This window comes from Paraburkholderia sp. BR10141, assembly GCF_056155635.1.
The window spans coordinates 45,999-67,862 of sequence record NZ_JBMIQH010000016.1 but is presented as its reverse complement, the minus strand read 5'-3'; the positions used below and the strand labels follow the sequence as shown (position 1 = coordinate 67,862).

Below are 21,864 nucleotides of genomic sequence, written 5' to 3'. Positions count from 1 at the left end.
TGCGTTGTTCCCTGCTTTGATTCAGGCTGGCGAGCGGCGTCCATGATCAGGAATGCTCCGCGTGCGCCTGGGTCGTCTGCCGGTATGCGCGAATCGCGTCGAGCATGCCGGCATTCGCCTCGCCGGGCAGCACGAAACGCCGGCATGCGTGCTCGGCGACGAACATCACCGCCACGAGCGGCAACGCCAGATAGTTGGCGAACGTCGACCACGCGACGATCGGTGCAACCGCGAACATCAGCGTCGAAACGCCGGCAATCGCGACGAAAAAGAGCGTCCATGCGAGCGTGATCTGGCGCGTATAGCGCGCGACGGACGGCGTCAGCGCGCCGCCGTGGATCATCGACGCGAACTGCGTGCAAAGCGGCACGCGCCCCGCCGCGAGCGTGCGCCCAAACAGCAGCGCCATCGCGAGGTTGAAGCTCACATGCTCCAGATACAGTCCCCACTCAAAGTGCCAAGCAAGCGGCGTGCGCATGAACCACAGCGTGAGCACCACGAGCGTCCACAGCGGCAGCAGCCACGCCCGGCGCGGCGAACGCGCGGCGGCGGCCAGCGCGATCGCGAGCGGGGGCACGAGCGCCATGGCCAGGCCGAAGCCGTGCGCGCCGGGCGTCGCGACCGCGTAGTGCGCGCCGATTTGCCAGGCGGCCACAGCCGCCACTCCAAGCGCCGCGCGCGCCGCCGCAGCCACGGCGCTCATTGCCCGCCTCCGCGCACGCGCGCGCCAGAGGGCCGTGCGCAGGGCGCCGGCGGGCGGTCGGCCCCGGTGCGACCCAGGGCGGTCTGGCTAAGCAAAGAGGGCATCTGGCAAATATCGCAAATGGACTCGTAAGTGAATCGTAGGGTAAGGCAAGCGCCCCGAATCCTCTTAAGAAACGCAAGTATCGGGCCGGTTTCTTGCAACTATGGTCAGGCACGCACATTTTAAGATTGGCGGGACCCGATCACCTGTCCTGCCGGATGCCGGTTTGTAACTGAATGTTCGGAATCGCGTCAGGCGGGGTTTTTGTCGGATCCAGACAGGCCCGAAGCCGTGCAAGCGTCTCGCGCGTTCCGATCCCAAAAAAGGGCGGCGCCTGGCACCGACCCTCTGTAACCCTTTCGGCTGGGAGCACGGTATACGCACCGATACCCTTCACTTAGAATCCTGGTAACTTTTACATCAAACGAACCCTAAAAACGGGTGGCCGGCGCTTTCGGCCCGCACGCCCGGAGAGCCCACGCATGATGAACGCACTGGAACAAGAGCTCGCCACGCAGATCGTGAAAGAGCTGAATCTCGAAGATGTCTCGCTCGACGAAGTGGGCGCCGACACTCCGCTCTACGGCGAAGGCTTCGGGCTCGACTCGATCGACATCCTGGAAATTGCGCTGCTGATCTCGAAGAAGTACGGCTTCGAGCTGCGCTCGGACAATCCGGAAAACGAAAAGATCTTCGCGACGCTCGGCTCGCTGGCCGCCTACGTCGCGGCGCACCGGGTGCGCTGACGTGCGCGGCGCGTAGTGCCATGACTGCCGGCGCAGGCCAGGACCTGGCCAGGATTGAGGGAGGAAAACCCATGCGTGCACTCGTGACAGGCGGCAGCGGCGCACTCGGGCAGGCCATCAGCGTGGCGCTCGCGCAGGCGGGCCACGAGGTCTGGGTGCACGCGAACCGGCGTCTGGCCGAGGCCGAAGCCGTCGCGCAGCGCATCGTCGCGGCGGGCGGCAGCGCGCACGCCATCGCCTTCGACGTGACCGACGCCGACGCGGCCCAAGCCGCGCTCGCGCGGCTCGTGGACGAAGCGCCCGTGCAGATCCTGGTGAACAACGCGGGCATTCACGACGACGCGCCCTTGGTGGGCATGCGCCGGGAGCAATGGCGCCGCGTGATCGACGTCTCGCTCAACGGCTTTTTCAACGTGACCCAGCCGCTCCTCATGCCGATGATCCGTACGCGCCACGGGCGCATCGTCAACATCGCCTCGCTCGCGGGCGTGATGGGCAATCGCGGCCAGGCGAACTACGCGGCCGCGAAGGCCGGGCTGATCGGCGCAACGAAATCGCTCTCGCTGGAGCTGGCCTCGCGCGGCATCACGGTGAACGCCGTGGCGCCCGGTATCATCGCTTCGCCCATGGCGGAGCACGCGTTTCCCGCCGAGCGCATCAAGCAGCTCGTGCCCGCGCAGCGCGCCGGCCAGCCCGAGGAAGTCGCGGGCATGGTGGCGTACCTGGTGTCCGACGCGGCCGCCTATGTGACAGGGCAAGTGCTCTCGATCAACGGCGGCCTGGCTTGAACACGCGGCGCGTTTTCCGCTGCTGCATCCTCTGAGGAAATACGAGTGTCTGTGCAACCCTTCGACGCAAAGCGGCAGTCGCGCTCCGCGCCCGGCACCAGCACGGGCGCGAGCGCCGAGGCATCCGGATACGACGTCCCCGCGCACGATGCGCCGGACGTCCGCCCGGGCGGTTATGCGCGCGCAGCGGCGCGACCTAGAATTTTTTCAGGATCTCACGCTGTCGAGGCACCCGCTGCCATGGCCACGCCTTCGTCCACGCATCTCGTCCTGATCCCGAGCTACAACCCGGGCGCCAAGCTCGACGAAACCGTGCGCGGCGCACGTGCGCAATGGAACCCCGTGTGGGTCGTGGTGGACGGCAGCACGGACGGCAGCGCCGCGCGCCTGCAGGCCATGGCCAACGACGACCCCGGCCTGCACGTCATCGTGCTGCCCGACAACCGGGGCAAGGGCGGCGCGGTGCTCGCGGGGCTCGAAGCCGCCGCGGCGCGCGGATTCACCCACGTGCTGACGATGGACTCCGACGGCCAGCACCCCGCCGCGCTGATTCCCGAATTCATGGCCGCCTCGCAGGCCGCGCCCGACGCCATGGTGCTGGGCCTGCCGAAGTTCGACGCGAGCGCGCCGCAACTGCGCGTGCAGGGACGACGCCTGTCGAACTTCTTCGCCGACTTCGAGACGCTGTGGGCCGGCATTGGCGATTCGCTATACGGCTTTCGCGTGTACCCGATCGCGCCACTGAAGGCGATCATGCACCGCCAGACGTGGATGCGCCGCTTCGACTTCGATCCCGAAGCCGCCGTGCGCCTGTGCTGGGCCGGCGTGCGGCCCATCCAGATCGAAGCGCCGGTGCGTTACTTCGGCGCCGATGAAGGCGGGGTCTCGCATTTCAACTACGTGCGCGACAACCTGCTGCTCGCGGGCATGCATCTGCGGCTCGTGAGCGGGTTCGCGCTGCGCCTGCCGCGCTTGCTCGGCAGGCGCCTGTTGCCCTGATCGCTGCTTGGCTCGTTACGCCGTGGCGCGCTGCGTAGCGGGCGTGCGGTAGTCGGCCAGCAAGCGCTCCTGCTTTTTGCCGGCCGCCGCGAGATTGTGCGCCTTGACGTGGCCGAAGCCGCGAATCTCGTCGGGCAGCGCCGCGAGCTGCAGCGCGACAGGCAGGCGCTGGGCGTCGAGGCTCGCGCAGAATTCGTCCACGAGCGCGACGTATTGCGCAATCGAGCGGCGTTCGTCGCGACGCTCTCCGGTCTTGCCGAACACGTCGAACGCCGTCCCGCGCAGCCCCTTCATGCGGGCCAGCGTGCGCAACACCGGCAGCACCCACGGACCGAAACGGCGCTTCACGAGATGACCGTGCTCGTCGCGCTTCGCGAAGAGCGGCGGCGCGAGCCAGAAGTTCAGCTTGTAGTCGCGTCCCGGCTCGCCTTCGAACTGCTCACGCAGCTTCTGCAGATACGCGGGATCGGCGTAAAGACGCGCGACCTCGTATTCGTCCTTGTAGGCCATGAGCTTCGCGAGATTCACGGCAACGGCGCGCGTGAGCGGCAGCTTCGCGTCGCAGCCAAGCGCTGTCTCTTTCACGCGAATGCGCTCGACCACGCGGCGATACTGCTGCGCATAGGCGGCGTTCTGATACGCCGTGAGCAGCGCTTCGCGCGCGGCGATCACCTTGTCGAGCGATTCGGGCATGCGCAGAACGACGGCTTGCGGCTCTGCCTGCGTCCTGGTGAGCGCGCGCACGAACGCCTCGCCATGATGCGCGACGTAGCGGCCCGAGTTGAACGCCTGCTGGTTCTTCTCCACGGCCACGGCGTTGAGTTCGATCGCGCGGCGCAGATGCGCGAGTTCGAGCGGCAGCCAACCCTTTTGCCACGCATAGCCCAGCAGCAGCGGATTGCTGTAGATCGTGTCGCCGAGCAAGGCCAGCGCGAGCGCATTGGCGTCCACGAACGCACAGCCCTCGCCGATGCTCGCACGCAGTTCAGCCTCGGTTTGCGCGCCCGGAAACGTCCACTTCGGATTCTTGACGAATTCCGCGGTCGGCGTCGCGCCGCTGTTGATCGCCGCGACCGTCACGCCATGCTGGGTGCGCGAGAGCACGTCGCCCGAAGCGGAGACGATCGCATCGCAGCCGATCACGAGGCGCGCCTCGCCCGTGGCGATGCGCGTGGCGTGCAAGGCGGCGGGCGTCGCCGCCACCTGCACGTGGCTCAGCACGGCGCCGCCCTTTTGCGCGAGCCCGGCCATGTCGAGCACGGTCACGCCCTTGCCTGCAAGATGCGCGGCCATGCCGATCAGGCCGCCGATGGTCACGACACCCGTGCCGCCCACGCCCGTCACGAGGATGCCGTAAGGCTTCGCCAGTTGCGGGAGCACCGGCATGGGCAGCGCGTCGAAATCGATCGATGCGGCGCTGGACACGTTCGCCGCGCGCGGCTTGCGCAACTGCGCGCCCTCGGCCGTCACGAAGCTCGGGCAAAAGCCCTTCACGCACGAAAAGTCCTTGTTGCACGACGACTGGTTGATCTTGCGCTTCGTGCCGAGCGGCGTGTCGAGCGGCTCGACGGACAGGCAGTTCGATTGCACCGAGCAGTCGCCGCAGCCCTCGCACACGGCGTCGTTGATGAACGCGCGGCGCGCCGGGTCGGGATAGGCGCCGCGCTTGCGGCGACGGCGCTTTTCGGTGGCGCAGGTCTGGTCGTAGATCAGCACGGTGGTGCCGGCGATTTCGCGCAACGTGCGCTGCACGCTGTCGAGCTGGTCGCGATGATGAACATCCACGCCTGCCGGCAATGCGATCTTTGCGTCGTATTTTTGCGGCTCGTCCGTGACGATGACGATGCGCTTCGCGCCTTCGGCATGCACCTGATGCGCGATCTGCGGCACGGTGAGCACGCCGTCCACGGGCTGGCCACCCGTCATCGCCACCGCGTCGTTGTAGAGAATCTTGTAGGTGATGTTGGCGTTCGATGCGATGGCCGCGCGAATCGCCAGCAGTCCTGAGTGAAAGTACGTGCCGTCGCCGAGATTCACGAACACGTGCCTGTCGCCCGAGAAATGCATCTGGCCGAGCCACGCCACGCCCTCGCCGCCCATCTGGCTGAACGTTTCAGTCTTGCGGTCCATCCACATCGACATGTAGTGGCAGCCGATGCCCGCCAGCGCACGCGAGCCTTCGGGCACATTCGTCGAGGTGTTGTGCGGACAGCCCGAGCAGAACCACGGCTTGCGCTCCACCGTCACGCGCGGCTTCGCTGCCTCGCGTTCCTTCGCCTCGATGATCGCCACGCGCGCGAGCATACGTGCGCGGACTTCCTCGGGCACGTCGGCGCGCGCGAGACGACGCGCAATGGCCTTGGCGATCAGTGCGGGCGAGAGTTCGTAGTGCGCGGGCAGCAGCCAGTTGCCGCGCGGCACCGACCATTCGCCGCCTTCGTTGTCGCGCTCGTCGAACTTGCCGTAGATCTTGGGACGCACGTCTTCGCGCCAGTTGTAGAGCTCTTCCTTGAGCGCGTATTCGAGAATCTGGCGCTTTTCCTCCACCACGAGAATTTCTTCGAGCCCGGTGGCGAAGCCGCGCGCGTCCTGCGCGTCGAGCGGCCACACACAGCCCACCTTGAGCACGCGCACGCCGATCTGCGCGCAGGTTTCGTCGTCGAGACCGAGGTCGGTGAGCGCCTGGCGCACGTCGAGATACGCCTTGCCCGCGGTCATGAGGCCAAAGCGCGCGCGCGGCGAATCGATCACCACGCGGTTCAGGCGGTTCGCGCGCACATAGGCGAGCGCGGCGTACCACTTCTCGTCAAGCAGGCGCGCTTCCTGGGCGAGCGGCGTGTCGGGCCAGCGGATATTGAGCCCGCCTTCGGGCATGGTGTAGTCGGCGGGCGTGACGATTGCCACGCGATCCGGGTCCAGGTCGATCGACGCGGTCGATTCGATCACGTCGGTCACGCACTTCATGGCGACCCACAAGCCGGAGTAGCGGCTCATGGCCCAGCCGTGCAAACCGTAGTCGAGATATTCCTGCACGTTCGCGGGATAGAGCACGGGAATGCCCGCCGCGATGAGCGCGTGCTCGGACTGGTGCGCGACCGACGACGACTTCGCCGCATGGTCGTCGCCCGCGAGCACGAGCACGCCGCCGCGCGCGTCGCTGCCCGCGGAGTTGGCGTGCTTGAACACGTCGCCGGTGCGGTCGACGCCGGGGCCCTTGCCGTACCACATGCCGAACACGCCGTCGCGCTGCGCGCCGGGCCAGAGATTGATCTGCTGCGTGCCCCACACGGCGGTGGCGGCGAGGTCTTCGTTCACGCCGGGCTGGAACACGACGTCGTGGGCCTGGAGGTGCTTTTTCGCCTTCCAGAGCGACTGGTCGAGCGCGCCGAGCGGCGAGCCGCGATAGCCCGAGACGAAGCCCGCGGTATTCAGGCCGGCCTTGCGGTCGCGCGCCTTTTGCAGCATGGGCAGGCGTACCAGCGCCTGGGTGCCGCTGATGTACACGCGGCCCTTTTCTAGCGTATATTTATCGTCGAGCGAAACGGATGCGGCTAGCGATGCAGCGTCTACGGCGGCACGGTCTGGGGCGTTCATGGCGGGGCTGTCTCCGGAATCGGTACTTCATCGGTACGTTTTCCGGGCGAGTATAGGAAGCCGATATGCCATCGTAAAATCACAAATTGGGAACACCGGTATGCGAAAAACGGATGGCTGGGCGCGCAGCAATCCCCGCGTCGACGGGCGCTTGCTCAAGCGCCTCGGGCATTTGCCGTTAACACACGGGACCAGCAACCACTCATTCCGGAGTCCCGCTTGCACGCGAAACCACGCGCCCTGCCATCTGCATCTGTCTTGTTCGGAACCCTGGCCGCAACCCTGCTGATCAGCGGCTGCGTCTCGAGCCCCCGAGTCGCCACCGCCCCCGCGCGCCCCACGACCGTGGTTGTCGCTCCCCCGCCGCCGCCCCCGCCTGTCGTCGTCGCACAACCCGTTTATGTGCCGCAACCGTACGACGCCTACGTTTCGGTCGTGCTCGACCGCGACGTGGTCTACGCCGGCGGCGGCACGTATATCTGGATCGTGGGGCCGGACGGCCACCGCCAGCGCCGCTACTACGGCCGCGGCGACCTGCGCGGCGAAGTCCTGCACCGCCGCGCGGAACTGCGCGTGGTGATGGCGCATAACGAAGGCCATCTGCCGATGCAACATGCGCACATGTCCGAGCCCCAGCGCGTGCGCGTGACGATGCAGCCGCACGGCACGCCGCCGCATGGATACCGGCCCCAGCCGGGCGGGCATCCGCCGGCGCACACCGCCCAACATCGCCCGCCGCCCGCACCGAACCGCAACGCGAACGCCAGCGCCAACGCCAATGCCGGCCATCACCGCCACCCCGACGGCCATCCCAACGCCGCTCCCGCGCCGCGTTTCGCGGGTCAGCCGCCGCATGCCGGTTAAGGCTGGCTAAAACTTGAAGTTCGAACCGGCGGCCAACGTTCACTGGCCGGCCTAAAATGCGCCGCCGCCCCTCTGGCGGCGCCTCCTCACCTTGCCTCACCTGCCGCCGCCCGCCGCGCGGTTACGGTTGCGTCCCCAAAAATTCCTGCCCGAAGCGCATCCTCGGTACAACATCGCCGCGACTAAGTGACGCGATATATATCATATTGCGATATAATCCCTATTCTTTGGGCGGCGCCGAGCCGTCTGCGCTCCCCATCCGTTTCCGCTCCGAATCGTGTCACGCTTCAAGGTCCTTCGCTGGCTCACCCGCTTCACCCCTTCCAGGGTCACCATCACATGGCGCGAGCGTCTGCGCTCGGGCGGCGGTGCGCTGGTCGGCATCGCGCTGACTGGGGCGCTCGCGCACCGGCTGCCTGGCGGCGATGCGGGCATTCCGTACCTGATCGCCCCGATGGGCGCCTCCGCCGTGCTGCTGTTCGGCGTCCCCGCCAGCCCGCTCGCGCAGCCCTGGTCGATCATCGGCGGCAACCTCGTTTCCGCCACCGTGGGCGTGACCGCGGCGATGTGGATCCATGACCCCGTGCCGGCCGCCGCCGTGGCCATCGCCGTGGCCATCGTCGCGATGTTTACGCTGCGCTGCGTGCATCCGCCCTCAGGCGCGGTCGCGCTGACCGCGGTGCTGGGCGGCCCGGCCGTGCATGCGCTCGGCTATGAGTTCGTATTCGTGCCCGTCGCGCTGCAGTCGTTCCTGCTGCTCGGCGGCGCGCTCGTCTATCACGCCGCCACGGGGCATCGCTATCCGCATGCCGCGCGGCGCCCGCGGGTGGCCGGCCCCGTCCCCGCGCAAGCCGGTTTCACGCGTGCCGACCTCGAAGCCGTGCTGCGCGAGCGCGACGAAATGCTCGACATCGACACCGACGACCTGGAAGCCGTGCTCCAGGACGCCGAGATCCGCGCCTACGCGCGCAGCTTCGGCGAACTGACCTGCGCCGACGTCATGTCGGCCAACGTGGTGAGCATCACGCCCGCGACGACCGTGGGCGAAGCGCGCTCGCTGCTCAAGCGCCACGATGTGAAGGCACTGCCCGTGGTGGACGCGCATCACCAGGTGAAAGGCATCGTCACGCGCGCCGACCTCGCCGACGACGGGCGCGAACGGCATCCGCTGCGTCTCATGCTTTACGCGATTGCGCGCCTGTTCCGGCCGCACGCAGAGTCCGGCCAGAGTGTCGGCACGCTGATGACCACGCATGTGCTGACCGTCGCGAACACGACGCCGATCGTCGAACTCGTGCGTATTTTTGCGGGCCGCGGGCACCACCATGTGCCGGTGGTCGATCACGACCACCGGCTCGCGGGCATCATCACGCAGGCCGATTTGATCTCGGGGCTCTATCACCAGGCGAAGACGCCGCAGCAGGCACCGGCCTGAACCGCTTGGCGGCCAGAATCGCGGCCATACACCTGGCCGCATGCCGATGTGACGGGCGTTTTCGGGAAGAAATGTCACATCGTGATATATTAGGAGACTAAACCGTTCCAGGGACTCCCGATGAAAAAAAGCGCGCGCGACCTCGACAAGGTCGACTTTGAACAGCTGTCCGAATTTCGCTACCAGATGCGCCGCTTCGAGCGCTTCTCGGAGCAGGCCGCGCAGGCCGAGGGCATCACGCCGTTGCAATACCTGTTGCTGCTGCATGTGAAGGGTTACCCCGGCCGCACGTGGGCGACCATCGGCGAGTTGGCCGAGCGTTTGCAGGCGCAGCATCACGGCGTGGTGGCGCTCGTCTCGCGCTGCGAGGCGATCGAACTCGTCGAACGCCGCGTGAGCGAGCGCGACCGGCGCCAGGTGGAAGTGCATTTGCTCGCTGCCGGCGAAAAGCTGCTCGCGCGCCTGGCCGAACTGCATCGCGCCGAGTTGAAGTCGCTCGAGGGCGCATTCACCATTCCGCGTATCGATCTTTAGGGCCTGCTCACCATGCATTCCGACGATTCCCACAAGCGCGACTTCTCGGCGAACGCACGCCTGCCCGGCATCAGCGCGCTGGCCGCCGTGATTGGCGCACTGGCCACGCTCGCGGCGTTCGTGCTGCTGAGCCTGATCCACTGGTTCACGAACCTGTTCTTCTTCGGCCAGTTCTCGTTCGCCGACCGCTCGCCCGCGCTCAACACGCTGGGGCCGTGGGTCATCGTCGTGCCGGTGATTGGCGGACTAATCGTCGGGATGATGGCGCGCTTCGGCTCCGAGAAAATTCGCGGCCACGGCATTCCCGAAGCCATCGAAGCCATTCTGTTCGGCAAGAGCAAGATGTCGCCGAAGGTGGCCGTGCTCAAGCCGCTTTCGTCGGGCATCGTGATCGGCAGCGGCGGCCCGTTCGGCGCGGAAGGCCCGATCATCATGACGGGCGGCGCGCTCGGCTCGCTGCTCGCGCAGTGCGTGCGCGTCACCTCGGCCGAGCGCAAGACGCTCCTCGTGGCGGGCGCGGCCGCGGGCATGACCGCCGTGTTCGGCACGCCGGTCGCGGCCGTGCTGCTCGCCGTCGAACTGCTGCTGTTCGAATGGCGCCCGCGCAGCTTCCTGCCGGTGGCGCTCGCGTGCGCGGTGGCCGGCTTCGCGCGCTCCGTGTTCTTCGGCACGGCGCCGCTCTTTCCCATGCAGACCCCGCCGCCGCACGCCGTGGCGCTCTTCTCGTGCATCATCGCAGGGCTGCTGGCTGGCGCGCTCGCGTCGGGGCTGTCGGCGGCGCTCTACAAGGTCGAGGACCTGTTCGGCCATCTGCCGCTGCACTGGTCGTGGTGGCCGGCCATCGGCGGGCTCGTGGTGGGCATCGGCGGCTTCATCGAGCCGCGCGCGCTCGGCGTGGGCTACGACGTGATCGGCGATCTGCTGCATCAGCACATCGTTCTTCAGGTCGCCATTGCGATTCTGGTGGTGAAAGCCGTGATCTGGGTCGTGGCGCTCGGCTCCGGCACCTCGGGCGGCGTGCTCGCCCCGCTGCTCATGCTCGGCGCCGGGCTCGGCTCGGTGTTGAGCCACGTGCTGCCCGGCAGCGACCCGGCGCTGTGGCCGCTCGTGTGCATGGCGGCGACGCTCGGCGCCACGCTCGGCGCGCCGCTCACGGCCATCGTGTTCGCGTTCGGCCTCACGCACGATACCAATGCGCTGCTGCCGCTGCTCACGGCCACGCTGGTGGCGCACGGCTTCGCGACGGTCGTCATGAAGCGCTCGATCATGACCGAAAAGATCGCGCGCCGCGGTTATCACATCTATCGCGAGTACGGCGTCGATCCGCTCGAACGCCATTACGTCGATGAAGTGATGACCCGCACCGTCGATACGATCGACGCGAACGTCACCGTGCGCGACGCCCTCGACCGCTATTTCGGTTCGACCCAGCAGCGCCGCGCCTTCCCGGTGCTGCGCGACGGCGCGGTGCTCGGTGTGGTGGATCGCGCGATGCTCGACGCCGTGCGCGCGAGCGCCGCGACCGAAGCCCTCGACACGCCACTCGGCTCGTTGCTCGCGCAACGTTCCCCCGACATGGCGCTCCCCGCGGAAACCTGCCGGCAGGTTGCCACGCGCCTCGCGATTCACGGGCTCGAACGCCTGCCCGTGGTTGCCGACCGCGAATCGCGGCGGCTCGTGGGCATCGTCTCGCGCAGCGACCTCGTCAAGCTCTCGCTTGCGCACTTCGAGGAAGAGCACAAAAAGGAGCGCTTCCGCCGCATTCCCGTGGGCAACGGCAAGCGGCGCTTTCCGCCGGTGCGCAAGGCGGGGTGATGGAAACGGCGCGCGTCTACTGATGCAGCGCCAGCCCCTTCACGGCCTTGTCGACCGCGTTCTTCGGGCCGTATAACGCGATTCCCACCAGATCGGGATTCTCCGGGTCCTCGGCGCGAAAAACCTCGCGGTTCGCCGCGTCGTGGCCCGTCGAGAACATGGCGTGCACATACGGCACGATCGTGAGTTCGCGCGAAACGCCGCGCCGCATCGCCGCCTGCAATCCCCCGACATCGGCGCCATAGATCATCATCGGCTGGCCCAGCATCCTGCCGTAGCGTTGCCCGCGCGCGTCTTCGTAGGGCTCGCCAAGCGCTTCGGGCACCGCCGCCGCAATGCCCGTGGCGAGAAACGCGGTCACATTGAGCTTCTGCCAGACCGCGAGGTTTTCCCGCACGACCAGCGCGACTTTCGTATCGAACATGCTGCCTCCTTTTTCGAGGCAGTCATGATCCTCGAAACGCCGCTGCAAGTCTGGAATGTTTGTGCACGGCGGCTTGGGTCGCCCGGAAGCCGCACATCTCAGTGCAGATGCCGCAGCTTGTCCGGATTGCGCATCACGTAAATGGCCGTGACCTTGCCGTCTTCGATCTCGAGCGCGGTGGTCTGCAACTCGCCATCGGCCTCGCGCGAGACGAAACCGGGCAGGCCGTTGATGAAACCCGCGCGCACGAAAGTCGAGCCATTCTTGCGGAACAGGTCGGCTAGCTGCGCATGCAGCTTCATCACACTCTCGAAGCCGAACACCGGGCGGCCGATCGCCGGGCGCTTGCCGCCGCCGTCCGCGTGCAGGCTCACGTCATCGGCAAGCATGGCGCCCAGCGCGCTCATGTCGCCGCTGCGCGACGCCGCGAAGAACGCCTGCGCCAGCTCGAGGCCGCGCGCTTTCTCCACATGAAAACGCGGGCGCGCCTCTCGCACATGAGTGCGGGCGCGCGCCGCGAGCTGGCGGCATGCGGCGCTCTCGCGCCCGATCGTGGCCGCGACTTCGTCGAACTCGAGCCCGAACACGTCGTGCAGCAGGAACGCCGCGCGCTCCAGCGGCGAGAGGCGTTCGAGCGCGAGCATGAGCGGCAGCGTGACGTCCTCCTGCTCGTCCTCTTCGACGACCGGGTCGGGCAGCCACGGACCGACATAGGTTTCGCGCTGATGCCGCGCCGATTTGAGCTGGTCGAGGCACATGCGCATCACCATGCGACGCAGGAACGCCTCGGGCACGCGCACCTCGTCGCGCTCCACGTCCGCCCAGCGGATGAACGCGTCCTGCACGATGTCCTCGGCGTCGGCGACCGAGCCGAGCATGCGGTACGCCACGCGGATCAGCTTGCGCCGCAGCGGATCGAAACTCGCCGCGGCGTCCGTGAGGCCAGCGTCCGTCATGCGGCAACCATCTTCCTGGCCATGGCCTTCGCCGCCGCCGGATCGACCCACAGGCCGAAGCCGACCGCAAGGCGGTTCCAACCGTTGATCACATTGATCATCAGCGTGAGCTTCACCTGCTCCTCCTCGGTAAAGTGGTCGGTGAGCGCCGCGCGTGCCTCCTCCAGCACATGACCTTCGGAAAGGCGCGTGAGGGCGTCGGTCCAGCCGAGCGCCGCGCGTTCGCGGTCGGTATAGCAAGGCGCTTCTTTCCACGCGGAAAGCAGGTAGAGACGCTGTTCGGTCTCGCCTTCCTCGCGAGCGTGGGCGGTATGCATGTTAAGACAATTCGCGCAGCCGTTGATTTGCGACGCGCGCACCTCCACCAGCGCAATGAGGCTCGGCTCGAGGCTCCCGGACACGGCGAGCGAAGTGCCCATCCAGGACTTCATCAGGGTCGGGGCGGCGGCGAACAGGTCGAGCTTGGCAGTCATGTTGCATCTCCTTTCGGTTGGGTTGCCATGACATGACGAGACAGCCTGGGCCGCGTGTGACATTGGGGCGAAAAAAGTTCGTTAGCGACAATTGCGCCGCCTCGGCCGGTATCACGGCCGGAGGCGGCTCGTCACGCTGCATCACTCTTTGGCCGACTGCGCGGCGGCTTGCTCGATGACCTTCGCCACTTCCGCCGGATGCGACATGTAGACCACGTGGCTCGAATTGATCTCGACCGTCTTGCTGCCTGCGCGCTGGGTCATGAAGCGTTCCAGATCGGGATTGATCGCGCGGTCCGCCGTCGCCACGACGGCCCAGCTCGGTTTCGTTCGCCAGGCGGCGTGCGCGATCGGAACGCCGAATGACTGCGCTGCGGGCGTGACCTGCGAGATGGCCATGAAGCGGGCCTCGGCGGCGGGCAGGTCGGCGGCGAAATCCTCGTGGAAATTCGCCGGGTCGATATACAGGTGGCCGTCGGCGGTGGCCTTGATCGCCTGGGTGGCCGGCGGCGTCTTCTTCGTCAGTTCGAGCGGCGATTCTCCCGTATCGGGCTGGAACGCGGCCACATAGACGAGACCCGCGACCTTCTCGTCATTCCCCGCCTCGGTCACGACCGCGCCGCCGTAGCTGTGGCCGACGAGGATGCTCGGGCCGTCCTGGGCGTCGATCACGCGGGTCGTCGCCTTCACGTCGTCGTCGAAGGACGTTTCCGGCTCCTGCACGACGGACACCTTATAGCCGTCGCGCGTGAGGATCTTCGACACGGCCTGCCAGCCCGAACCGTCGGCGAAGTAGCCGTGCACGAGCACGATGTTCTTGACCGGTGCGGCCGTGGCGGCCTGCGAGCCGAGCGCGGCGGCGCAAAGGGCAACGGCGGCGGCCATGCGGGTGACGTATGAGGAAATCTTCATTTTCATGCTCCAGGTGATTTTGAGGGCTCGACAGGGCGTCGCCTGTTCGATGCAGCCATCCTACTAGTAGGATGGCTTAGGAGCAAGAAAAATTTTGCAGGGGCTTGGGGGTGGCAATGGGCTCCCGCTCCGCGTAAGCTGTCGGTAATTCAACCGACTAGATGGTAGGCAAAATGACAGTAAGCGGCGAACTGACGGCCGACAGGATCATCGCGGCGGGACGGCAGCTCATCATGCGGCGCGGCTACAACGGCTTCAGCTATGCCGACATCGCGGATGCGATCGACATTCGCAAGGCCAGCATTCACCACCATTTCCCCGCCAAGACCGATCTCGTGGTGGCGGTGCTGGACGCGTGGCAGGAAGCGCTCGACGCCGATGTGGCGGCGCTGGAGGCGAGCGGCGCGGACGCCATCGCACAGTTGCGCGCCTACATCGGCCATTGGGAGCGCTGCATTGCCGACGACACGGCTCCGTTCTGTGTCGCGGGCATGCTGGGCGCCGAACTGCCTTCGCTGCCCGAAGAAGTGGCTCAAGGTGTGAAGACGTTCTTCGATCACCTGACGGCGTGGCTCGAGCGGGTGCTCGAAGCCGGCGTGAAGGGCGATCTCCTCAAACTGGAGTCGTCGGTTCACGCCGAAGCGGCCACGCTCGTCTCGCTGGTCTACGGCGCCATGCTCGCCGCGCGGGCGTATGCGAACGTCGAGCTGTTCAAGCAGGTGACCGAGGATGCGGTCGAAAGACTGGTCAAGCCTCGCAAACGCACCCGCTCCACCGGTCAGGCGACCGAGTAGCCGCCGTCGGCCACCAGCGCGTGGCCTGAAACGTAGCTCGAGTCGTCGGAGGCGAGGAACGCCACGATCGTCGCCATCTCCTGCGCGGTGCCCCAGCGGCCAGCGGGCGTGCCGGCGGCGAACTGCTGCTGCACTTCGGCCGATGGCCAGATGCCGCGATGATGGAACGGCGTCTCGATCAACCCCGGGCACAGTGCGTTTACGCGTATGCCTTGGCGGAACCATTCGATCGACGCCGATTTGGTCATGCCGACTACCGCGTGCTTGCTCGCGATATACACCGACGCGTTCGCGAAACCGATCAGGCCGCCCATCGAGGCGTTGTTGATGATGCTGCCCGCGCCTTGCTCGAGCATGACCTGCGCTTCGTATTTCATCGCGTTCAGCACGCCGCGCACGTTCAGGTCGAAGACCATGTCGAATCTTTCGGAATCCTGTTCGATGAGCGGCGCGAATACGCCCTCGGTTCCCGCATTGTTGAAGGCGATGTCAAGGCGCCCGTAGGTCTGCACCGTGTAATCGACGAGACGCTCGATGTCGACCTCTTTCGAAACGTCCGCCACGAAGGTCGACGCTTCGCCACCCTCGCCCGAAATCTGCTGCACGAGCTGGTCGAGTTCGTCCTTGCGGCGGGCCGCCACGACGACCTTTGCGCCGCGGCGGGCGAGTTCGACGGCCGAAGCGCGGCCGATACCGGAGCTTGCGCCGGTCACGAGTGCAATCTTGCCTTCGAGCTGCCGTTGTGTGCTGATCGTGTTCATGATGTCGTCCTTGGTTCCAGTGGATATTGCGCAGGGTCTGGCGCGCTTGTCACGGCTACATTGCCTCACGCCTGGAACGAAGTATGGATACCCAGCCCTCGAAGGTGAATGGAATAATCGCGCTTTCACAATTCCTGATTTGGGAATTTTCAACGACAATGACTCGTCATTCTCAGCGCAGGAACAATCATGCTCAATCGCCTTGATCTCCTGAGGATCTTCCTGGCCGCCTCGTCATGTACGAGCTTTCGCGAAGCCGCCGCGCGACTCGGCGTTTCGCCGCAAGTGGTCACGCGCGCGGTGCGTGAGCTGGAGGAGCAACTGAGGGAAACCCTGTTCCATCGCAATACGCGACGCGTGCAGATCACGACCTTCGGCCAGTCGTTCGTCGCACGCGCGCAGGCCGCGCTAGCAGGCGTCGACGGTCTGTTCGGCCAGGCAAGCATGAGCGATGACGCAATGGGCGTTGTGCGCATTACTGCGCCGTCAGCCTTGGGCCGCTACTACGTACAGCCGATTTTGATGGAATTGATGGCCCGCCATTCCGGTCTGATTGCCGATCTCAGACTCTCGGATGCCCCCTCGGCCGTCGTGGACGAGCAGATCGACCTGGGCGTGCGTGTGGGCGCAATTGGCGACAACCGGTTTGTCGCGCGCGCTATCGGTCCACTACCGGTGTGGACTGTCGCGTCGCCTGCATTGATCGCGCGGTTGGGAGAACCGAAGAACTTGAAGGACCTCGAAGCACTGCCTGTCACGTGCCTGATCGACCCCGCAAGCGGTCGTCCGTGGCCATGGATGTTCCGCGGCGAACGCCACTTCCAGCCGGCTGCACCTGCATTCGTAACCAACGATACTTCCGTGGAGGTCGAAGCAGCTTGCGCTGGAATTGGCTTCAGCCAATGCACCGAATATCTGATTCGGCCTTACATTCAGCGAGGTCAACTCGTCCGGCTTCTACCTCGCCTCGATCCCGATCCCTGGAAGCTATACGTCTACCGTCCCCAACGCGGCCCGGTGTCGAGGCGAGTCCGTGTCGTATTCGACGAACTGGTTGCCAGACTTCCCCTCGCAACGTTGCGTGAGTAGCTGGCGCGCCCCGAAGAGCGAACGTCAGTTCAACGCGAAGGCGAAGTCTGAAACCGGACTAGAAACGCGTCGCCAGGAGTTTGATCCCGGCGATCCCGAATACGACAGCGCTGCGACCGTCGCCCAAAGCGTTGCTCGGCCCGGCACTCGCGGTGCCGACGAAATACGCTGTGTAGGCAAGCAGCAGGTTGGTCGAGAAGAAGGCGTTTCCAGTCATGATTGAAAGGGGTTTCAAAACGTTGATATGTGATGCAAGCAAGCATGCTCCGGACGCTCCAGTGCCTGCTACTGGGGGGCAGGCGAATTCAAAAGCTTGCTCAACGGCTTCAGCGGGCCTATTGGGAAGAGCGAGAACGTCATCAAATGCGCTTTCCCCAAGGGCAGTGCCTCGAGCATTTCATGCGCTTGGTCGACGTCCGTTACGTTCAGGATGAATGCCACCCCGGGCTGGTCTTGCAGTGAATACCACTGATCAATCTTGCCCTCGAGGTAAAGCTGCGCCGTCTCGCGCACTTCGGTCGGCAGCGTGTGTTGGACAAGTTGCATGTCCGTGCCCGGCGGAAAAGTGCCGATCGCCAGAATCTTCGTGGTTGGCGTGGCAGGCATAGGCATGGTTTGCGACATGGAAACTCCAGCAGAAGCGACCAGCACAGAGGCGATGGTCGAATTAAGAAGAAGGCGTTTCATTCAGCGTCCAGTGACTGTGGTGCGAGCCGCTGATGCTCCGGCCCAATGGCTGGTGCCAAGGTATCATCGCTATTCGCACGCGGCTATCCATCACATTGTTGACGGGCCATGAAGCAGAACTTCACAGTCAGGCAGGGCGCGCTGGACGGCGTGGAAGTGTTCCTGAGCGTTGCCCGGCATCGCAGTTTTCGCAAGGCGGCCGCGGAGCTCGGTGTGACGCCCTCGGCTATCAGCCAGACAGTACGTGTACTCGAAGCGCGCATTGGCGCAGCGCTCTTCATCCGCAACTCGCGCAGTGTCGGCTTGACCGAAGCCGGCGAACGGTTTTTCGCGCGCGCCAAGCCCGCCTTCGAGGAGCTGGTCGCCGCCAGTGAGCTGGCGCGTGGACTCGGCCAGCGACCGGCGGGATTGCTGCGCCTCTCGGCGCCGCGCGCGGTGATCCCCACTCTGCTTGAGCTGGTCACATCGTTCTGCAAGGCTTATCCCGAGGTCGAGGTGGAGCTTGCTGCGAGCAAGGAGGTGACCGACCTTGCTGCCGAAGGCTTCGACGCCGCTGTCCGGCAGGGTCATCTCGTTGCTCCCGATATGGTCGCGGTGCCGATGACGCCGCCGTTCCGTCTCATCGTCGTCGGCAGCCCGGGCTACTTCGCCGGGTCAGGCCCGCCCGCTCACCCGAACGACCTGCGCCAGCATGCCTGCTTGCGATGGCGGCGGTCCAACGGCGCGCTCGCCCTATGGTCCTTCAACGACGAAGACGAGCCGATCGAGATCGCCGTATCCGGCCCCCTCATCGCCAGTGACTTTCCCACCGTGCTGGGCGCTGCGTTAGAAGGACTGGGCCTCGCCCAGGTACCCGAGCCGCTGGCCGCTGCCGGGTTGAGATCGGGTGAACTGATCGAGGTGCTGGCGGCCTACGCGCCGATGAGGCCCGGGGTGTTTCTCTGCTATCCGGACCGCCGGCAGGTCATGCCGAAACTGCGCGCGTTCATCGACCATATGAAGAGCCGCACGGCGGGCGATGGAAAAGTCCGCGTAAAAGCTGATGCAAAACGCGCAGGGTCGCGAATAGAAAGCTGATGCCGCAAAGCATTCACAAACGCCGAACGCTAACAAACATCCCCTACGCCGCGCAGCGCGAAGCGCTCGCACCATCGTCCTACAATGTCGCATAGCCATACGTCGCCACGACATCACCGGTGCAAACCTCTCTTTCCCAGGAGCAGACGATGCCAAAGATGCACGTAGTGCAGGTAGCAAAACCCGGCGCCCCTCTCGAACTGGTCGAGCGCGATATTCCCGAGCCGTCCGAGGGACACGTCCTCGTCAAGGTGCAGGCCTGCGGGATCTGCCATAGCGATTCCCTCACGAAGGAAGGCCAGTGGCCCGGCCTGCAGTTCCCTCGCGTGCCCGGCCACGAGATCGCAGGCGTGATCGAAAAGCTTGGCCCGCGCGTCGACGAATGGAAGGTTGGTCAGCGCATCGGCGTGGGCTGGCACGGCGGACACTGCGGCCATTGCGAACACTGCCGTCACGGCGACTTCGTGCTCTGCAAGAACGGGCAGATTCCCGGCATCAGCTACGACGGCGGCTATGCCGACTACATGGTGGCGCCGCAGGAAGCGCTCGCACGCATGCCCGACGACCTCTCCGACGTCGACGCCGCGCCGCTCCTGTGCGCGGGCATCACCACCTTCAACGCGCTGCGCAACAGCGGCGCACGCGCGGGCGATGTCGTGGCGATTCTCGGCATAGGCGGTCTCGGCCATCTCGGCGTGCAGTACGCCCGCAAAATGGGCTTCGTCACCGTCGCCATCGCGCGCGGGCAGGACAAGGCGCCGCTCGCGAAACAGCTCGGCGCGCATCACTACATCGACAGTTCCTCGCAGGACGTCGCGCAAGCCTTGCTCGCGCTGGGCGGCGCGCGCGTGATCCTCGCCACGGCCACGAGCGGCAAAGCCATGAGCGCTGCGCTGGGCGGGCTCGGCCTGAACGGCAAGCTGATCATGATCGGCGTATCGGAGGAGCCCGTGGAAGTGCCGATCACGCAGTTCATCATGGGCCGCCACTCAGTGCAGGGCTGGCCCTCGGGCACCGCCGCCGATTCTCAGGATACCCTGGCATTCAGCGCGCTCTCGGGGGTGAAGCCGATGATCGAAGAATATCCGCTGTCGCGCGCGGCAGAAGCCTATGAACGGATGATGAGCGGCAAGGCGCGCTTTCGCGTGGTGCTCAAGCCCGGCGCCTGACGCGCATCGAGGCGAAGTGCGGTGCGATGCGGCGCTGGGAGGCTGGCACCGCATCGGCTTTTCACTACCGTCCCGTTTGCGGCCCGGCCTCGTCCTTCGCGAGGCCGGTCTCGTCGACATAGCGATCGACAGCACTGCTCACGGTCGGATCGAAGCGCTCCGGACCGATGTCTTCGAGCAAATCGAAGCGCTTGAGCTTGTCGCGCACCGGGTCCTTCATCTCAGCGAAATGCAGCGCGATGCCGCGCTCGCGCAACGTATGAGCCAGTTCGCGCAGCATGTCGGCGGACGTGACGTCCACACTCGTCACGGGCTCCGCCGCCACCACGACCCGGCGCACCGGCGTGGGCGACGCTTCCACCGCCTCCATCAGGCGCTGCTGAAACAATTCGGCATTCGCGAAAAACAGCGGCGCGTCCCAGCGAAACAGCACGAGTCCCGGCGTGCGCACCGCTTCGGGATAGCGCTCGATGTCGTGATAGCCGCGCACGCCCTCCACACGGCCGAGCACTGCGAAATGGGGCCGCCAGCCGTCCCAGAGGAATTCGATCACGGCGATCAGGACGGCAAGTCCAATGCCGGGAATCGCCCCGAAGACCGCGACTGCCACGAAGCAACCGATCGACAGCCAGAACTCCCACTGCTGAATCCGGTAGATGCGTTTGAGATCCGCGATTTCGAACAGGCCGAGCGCGGCGGCGATCACCACGGCGGCGAGCGCGCTATTGGGCAAATAGCGCAACAGATTGGGCGCGACCATGAGCAGCGCCGCCACGGCGAGCGCGCCGACTACGCCGGTTAGCTGGGTGCGTGCACCTGCGGCTTCGGCAACCGGCGTGCGCGAGGCGCTGCTGCTGATCGGAAAGCCCTGGAACAAGCCGGCCGCGAAGTTCGCCACGCCGAGGCCCACCATCTCCTGGTTCGGGTCGACGCGCGCATGAAAGCGCGCTGCATAGGTGCGCGAGAGCACGCTCGTATCGGCGAAAGCGATCAACGCGACGGCCGCGCCGCCCAGCACGATCTTGACCAGGTCCGCGTTGGCGACCCATGGCAGCGAGAGTCCAGGCAAACCCTGGGGAATCGTGCCCAGCACTTTCACGCCCACGGTGTCGAGATGAAAGAGACTGACCGAGAGCGTGGCCACGATCACGGCAATCAGGATGCCGGGTACTTTATCGAAGCGCTTGAGCGCGAGGATCAGCACGAGGCTTCCCGCACCCACGGCGAAGCTGTACCAGTTCGCCTCGCCGCGCGCGACGCCCTGGGCGAGGCTGAGCAGGTCTCTCATCGGCCCCTGCTCGTCGATGGAGATGGCGAAGAGCTTCGGCAACTGGCTAATGAGCACGGCGAGCGCAATGCCGTTCATGTAGCCATATCGAATGGGCTTGGACAGCAGCTCCGTGATGAAGCCGAGGCGCAACAGCCCCATGACCACGCAGACAAGCCCGGAAACGATCGCCATCATGCTCGCCACGCCGATGGCGCGTGCGGGGTCGCCGCCCGCTACCTGCACCACCACGGCGAGTATCGGCGCGGCAAGCGCGGAGTCGGGGCCGAGCACGAGAATGCGGCTGGGCCCGAAAATGGCGTAGGCCAGCAGCGGAATGATCGTGGCATAGAGACCGTATACACCCGGCACACCGGACGCCGCCGCGTAGGCGATGCCGACCGGCACGAGCATGGTGGTCAGCACGAGTCCCGCAGCGAGATCGTTGAGCAACCAGGCGCGTTGATAAGTCCTGAACAACGTGACGCCGGGCAGCCAGCGCAACCAGGGCTGGCTTGCGCTGGCACTGGCGGGCTGTGCGTTGGGGGAAGCAGGTCTTTCCATTTCCATTGGCCGGTTAATTGTCGTGAGAATGCTGGCGCTGGGAATCGTGGAGCCGACGGCGTGCGCTAAAAAGAATAGGTGAAATATGCGTGTCACAAAAGACGCCGCGGTCCCCCTGTCTTGACGCCGGAGTCCTGAGCGCGGATTCATGCTGCCCTCCCGCACTTTTTC

Annotated in this window: 21 protein-coding genes; 11 read left to right on the top strand and 10 right to left on the bottom strand. The window is 65.9% G+C overall.

Features of this window, described 5'->3' with window-relative positions:
• Positions 1 to 46 precede the first annotated feature (46 nt).
• Positions 47 to 703, bottom strand: coding sequence for a COG4648 family protein (locus tag ACOJB8_RS22095; protein WP_406951992.1), 657 nt, complete (start codon positions 701 to 703; stop codon positions 47 to 49).
• A gap of 527 nt (positions 704 to 1,230) precedes the next feature.
• Here ACOJB8_RS22095 and ACOJB8_RS22090 point away from each other — a divergent pair.
• The 3 genes from ACOJB8_RS22090 (at position 1,231) to ACOJB8_RS22080 (ending at position 3,278) form a co-directional block, all read left to right on the top strand.
• Positions 1,231 to 1,491: a phosphopantetheine-binding protein gene (locus ACOJB8_RS22090; protein ID WP_069265977.1), complete on the top strand. Its 261-nt coding sequence runs from the start codon at positions 1,231 to 1,233 to the stop codon at positions 1,489 to 1,491.
• A gap of 71 nt (positions 1,492 to 1,562) precedes the next feature.
• Positions 1,563 to 2,279: a 3-oxoacyl-ACP reductase FabG gene (gene fabG, locus ACOJB8_RS22085; RefSeq protein ID WP_368683394.1), complete on the top strand. Its 717-nt coding sequence runs from the start codon at positions 1,563 to 1,565 to the stop codon at positions 2,277 to 2,279.
• A 240-nt stretch (positions 2,280 to 2,519) separates the two neighbouring features.
• Entirely contained in the window at positions 2,520 to 3,278 is a 759-nt protein-coding gene (locus tag ACOJB8_RS22080) for a glycosyltransferase family 2 protein (protein ID WP_342949057.1), read from the top strand.
• A 15-nt stretch (positions 3,279 to 3,293) separates the two neighbouring features.
• On the opposite strand, the gene ACOJB8_RS22075 is transcribed toward ACOJB8_RS22080, so the two are convergent.
• Positions 3,294 to 6,872: an indolepyruvate ferredoxin oxidoreductase family protein gene (locus tag ACOJB8_RS22075; protein WP_475014195.1), complete on the bottom strand. Its 3,579-nt coding sequence runs from the start codon at positions 6,870 to 6,872 to the stop codon at positions 3,294 to 3,296.
• 258 nt (positions 6,873 to 7,130) lie between these two features.
• On the opposite strand from ACOJB8_RS22075, the gene ACOJB8_RS22070 reads away from it, so the two are divergent.
• From ACOJB8_RS22070 to ACOJB8_RS22055, 4 genes are all read left to right on the top strand, one after another.
• Entirely contained in the window at positions 7,131 to 7,736 is a 606-nt protein-coding gene (locus tag ACOJB8_RS22070; RefSeq protein WP_475014193.1) for a hypothetical protein, read from the top strand.
• A gap of 277 nt (positions 7,737 to 8,013) precedes the next feature.
• A complete protein-coding gene (locus ACOJB8_RS22065) occupies positions 8,014 to 9,171 on the top strand; it encodes an HPP family protein (protein WP_475014191.1) in 1,158 nt (385 codons plus the stop codon).
• A 120-nt stretch (positions 9,172 to 9,291) separates the two neighbouring features.
• The gene (locus ACOJB8_RS22060) at positions 9,292 to 9,705 is read left to right on the top strand and encodes a MarR family winged helix-turn-helix transcriptional regulator (RefSeq protein WP_368729276.1); all 414 of its coding nucleotides are present in this window, start codon (positions 9,292 to 9,294) and stop codon (positions 9,703 to 9,705) included.
• A 12-nt stretch (positions 9,706 to 9,717) separates the two neighbouring features.
• Positions 9,718 to 11,520 carry a chloride channel protein gene (locus ACOJB8_RS22055; RefSeq protein WP_475014189.1) on the top strand — a complete coding sequence of 601 codons (1,803 nt, stop codon included), beginning with the start codon at positions 9,718 to 9,720 and terminating at the stop codon, positions 11,518 to 11,520.
• 16 nt (positions 11,521 to 11,536) lie between these two features.
• Here ACOJB8_RS22055 and ACOJB8_RS22050 read toward each other — a convergent pair whose 3' ends face one another.
• The 4 genes from ACOJB8_RS22050 to ACOJB8_RS22035 all read right to left on the bottom strand — a co-directional run bounded on the left by ACOJB8_RS22050 (position 11,537) and on the right by ACOJB8_RS22035 (position 14,285).
• Positions 11,537 to 11,944 carry a DUF2000 family protein gene (locus tag ACOJB8_RS22050; RefSeq protein WP_368683389.1) on the bottom strand — a complete coding sequence of 136 codons (408 nt, stop codon included), beginning with the start codon at positions 11,942 to 11,944 and terminating at the stop codon, positions 11,537 to 11,539.
• Positions 11,945 to 12,042: 98 nt separating this feature from the next.
• Positions 12,043 to 12,900 (bottom strand): sigma-70 family RNA polymerase sigma factor, encoded by an 858-nt coding sequence (locus tag ACOJB8_RS22045; RefSeq protein WP_342949063.1) that lies wholly within the window; start codon positions 12,898 to 12,900, stop codon positions 12,043 to 12,045.
• The gene (locus ACOJB8_RS22040; protein WP_069265790.1) at positions 12,897 to 13,373 is read right to left on the bottom strand and encodes a carboxymuconolactone decarboxylase family protein; all 477 of its coding nucleotides are present in this window, start codon (positions 13,371 to 13,373) and stop codon (positions 12,897 to 12,899) included. The genes ACOJB8_RS22045 and ACOJB8_RS22040 overlap by 4 nt, the downstream gene beginning before the upstream one ends.
• A 141-nt stretch (positions 13,374 to 13,514) precedes the next feature.
• The gene (locus ACOJB8_RS22035) at positions 13,515 to 14,285 is read right to left on the bottom strand and encodes an alpha/beta fold hydrolase (protein WP_475014187.1); all 771 of its coding nucleotides are present in this window, start codon (positions 14,283 to 14,285) and stop codon (positions 13,515 to 13,517) included.
• Between the two features lie 173 nt (positions 14,286 to 14,458).
• Here ACOJB8_RS22035 and ACOJB8_RS22030 point away from each other — a divergent pair, with 173 nt between their 5' ends.
• Positions 14,459 to 15,079, top strand: a complete 621-nt coding sequence (locus ACOJB8_RS22030) for a TetR/AcrR family transcriptional regulator (RefSeq protein WP_475014185.1) — start codon at positions 14,459 to 14,461, stop codon at positions 15,077 to 15,079.
• On the opposite strand, the gene ACOJB8_RS22025 is transcribed toward ACOJB8_RS22030, so the two are convergent.
• Complete coding sequence (locus ACOJB8_RS22025; protein WP_069265787.1) at positions 15,064 to 15,840, bottom strand: SDR family NAD(P)-dependent oxidoreductase; 777 nt, start codon at positions 15,838 to 15,840, stop codon at positions 15,064 to 15,066. The two genes, ACOJB8_RS22030 and ACOJB8_RS22025, sit on opposite strands and share 16 nt — an antisense overlap.
• A 189-nt stretch (positions 15,841 to 16,029) precedes the next feature.
• Between ACOJB8_RS22025 and ACOJB8_RS22020 the strand changes: the two genes are divergently transcribed.
• Positions 16,030 to 16,929: a LysR family transcriptional regulator gene (locus ACOJB8_RS22020; protein ID WP_069265786.1), complete on the top strand. Its 900-nt coding sequence runs from the start codon at positions 16,030 to 16,032 to the stop codon at positions 16,927 to 16,929.
• Positions 16,930 to 16,987: 58 nt separating this feature from the next.
• On the opposite strand, the gene ACOJB8_RS22015 is transcribed toward ACOJB8_RS22020, so the two are convergent.
• Together ACOJB8_RS22015 and ACOJB8_RS22010 are read right to left on the bottom strand one after the other, a co-directional pair.
• On the bottom strand, positions 16,988 to 17,188 hold the full coding sequence (locus tag ACOJB8_RS22015; RefSeq protein WP_475014183.1) for a hypothetical protein: 201 nt from the start codon (positions 17,186 to 17,188) through the stop codon (positions 16,988 to 16,990).
• 26 nt (positions 17,189 to 17,214) lie between these two features.
• Positions 17,215 to 17,616 carry a hypothetical protein gene (locus tag ACOJB8_RS22010; RefSeq protein ID WP_475014181.1) on the bottom strand — a complete coding sequence of 134 codons (402 nt, stop codon included), beginning with the start codon at positions 17,614 to 17,616 and terminating at the stop codon, positions 17,215 to 17,217.
• A gap of 108 nt (positions 17,617 to 17,724) precedes the next feature.
• On the opposite strand from ACOJB8_RS22010, the gene ACOJB8_RS22005 reads away from it, so the two are divergent.
• Both ACOJB8_RS22005 and ACOJB8_RS22000 read left to right on the top strand, forming a co-directional pair.
• Positions 17,725 to 18,693: a LysR family transcriptional regulator gene (locus ACOJB8_RS22005; protein ID WP_475014180.1), complete on the top strand. Its 969-nt coding sequence runs from the start codon at positions 17,725 to 17,727 to the stop codon at positions 18,691 to 18,693.
• Positions 18,694 to 18,842: 149 nt separating this feature from the next.
• Complete coding sequence (locus tag ACOJB8_RS22000; RefSeq protein WP_475014178.1) at positions 18,843 to 19,862, top strand: alcohol dehydrogenase; 1,020 nt, start codon at positions 18,843 to 18,845, stop codon at positions 19,860 to 19,862.
• Positions 19,863 to 19,926: 64 nt separating this feature from the next.
• Here the strand turns inward: ACOJB8_RS22000 and ACOJB8_RS21995 are convergent, their stop codons facing one another.
• Positions 19,927 to 21,693, bottom strand: coding sequence for a SulP family inorganic anion transporter (locus ACOJB8_RS21995; protein WP_475014176.1), 1,767 nt, complete (start codon positions 21,691 to 21,693; stop codon positions 19,927 to 19,929).
• Positions 21,694 to 21,864: the final 171 nt, after the last annotated feature.